We start from the raw sequence: 1384 nt of genomic DNA on the forward strand, positions 1-1384 counted from the left end.
AGTACATCGCTTGGTACAAAAAACAAGGGCAACAAAGCCTAAAACGACCGACTCCTGACGACCGGCTACTGACTCCTACCCCCAGGAAAAACTTTTTCAGCAGACCCTACTTAAGTAGTCGTGCAAAATTAATGTCTTGGTTAGGATAGGCAAAAGGCACTCATGCAAAAGGCACTAATGCAAGGAGTGGTTAGATATGTGTAATTAATTTTGCTTAGGTACTTATCAAGTAAAAGTAAAAAGTTCCCTGTTGCGGTGTTGCCTACTTGCTATTGAATAAAGAACGAATTGCCTGATGTTTAGGGTGATCAAATTCTGGGGGAACCTTGCGGGTATCGGTAATCAACCAATCCAAGGCTGCCGCTTCCACATCGATCGCCGCGCCGGTTTTATCAACACAATAGCGCCCAAAGACCAACTTATCCACCAAACGGGCCCCTGAACCGAGGCGAGAATATTCAAAAATAACGCTATTATCCACTGTCGCGCCGCCACAAATCCAACAATTTGGGCCAATCATACTCGGACCGACAATTTTCGCCCCGTCTTCAATGCGCGTCATTGCCCCGATATACACAGGTCCGGTGATATCGACTCGATCCCAGTTTACCCCCACATTTAAGCCCGTGTAGATGCCCGGTTTGACTTCGATGCCGGGGATAGCAACATTTTTAATTTTCCGGGATAACACCCCGCGAATTGCCTGCCAGTAGTCGGGGACTTTACCAATATCCACCCATTCAAAATCCATGTTTAAAGCGTAGAAAGGCGCAGCTTTAGCGACTAATTGGGGGAATAATTCGCCCCCGATGTCGTATTTACTATTAGGGGGAATAAAATCAATGATTTCTCGTTCAAAAATATAGATCCCCGTGTTAATGCAGGTACTTAAAGCTTCATCGATGGCCGGTTTTTCTTGGAAACTGAGAATCCTTCCTTCCTCGTCGCTAACTACCACCCCATAACTGGATACTTCCTCTCTGGGGACGGTTTTGGTGACAATAGTGGCGATCGCTCCCTTTTCCCGATGCCATTTAACGGCTGCGGTTAAATCAAGATCGATCAGCGCATCACCACAGAGAACCACAAAAGTATCGTCAAAAAAGGGATTAAAATCTTGAATTCGTCGTAAACCGCCCGCCGATCCTAGGGCATCACCGATTAACTCGCCCTCTTCGATTCTACCCTCGAAAGAATAGCCGATATGCACCCCAAAACGCTGACCATCGCGGAAATAACTCTCAATTTCTTCGGCTAAATGACTAACATTGACCATGATCTGATCAAAGCCATGCTGTCGCAACAGTTCCAACAAAAACTCCATCACCGGCTTTTGTAAAATCGGGATCAGGGGTTTGGGAATCGTATGGGTAATCGGACGGAC

Annotated in this window: 1 protein-coding gene; it reads right to left on the reverse strand. The window is 46.3% G+C overall.

Features of this window, described 5'->3' with window-relative positions; genetic code table 11:
* Positions 1–262 precede the first annotated feature (262 nt).
* The coding region (locus PX481_RS11760) for a nucleotidyltransferase family protein (protein ID WP_288094622.1) at positions 263–1384 on the reverse strand (1122 nt) is incomplete at its 5' end.

The sequence above is a fragment of the Microcystis sp. M53603_WE2 genome (assembly GCF_030065435.1).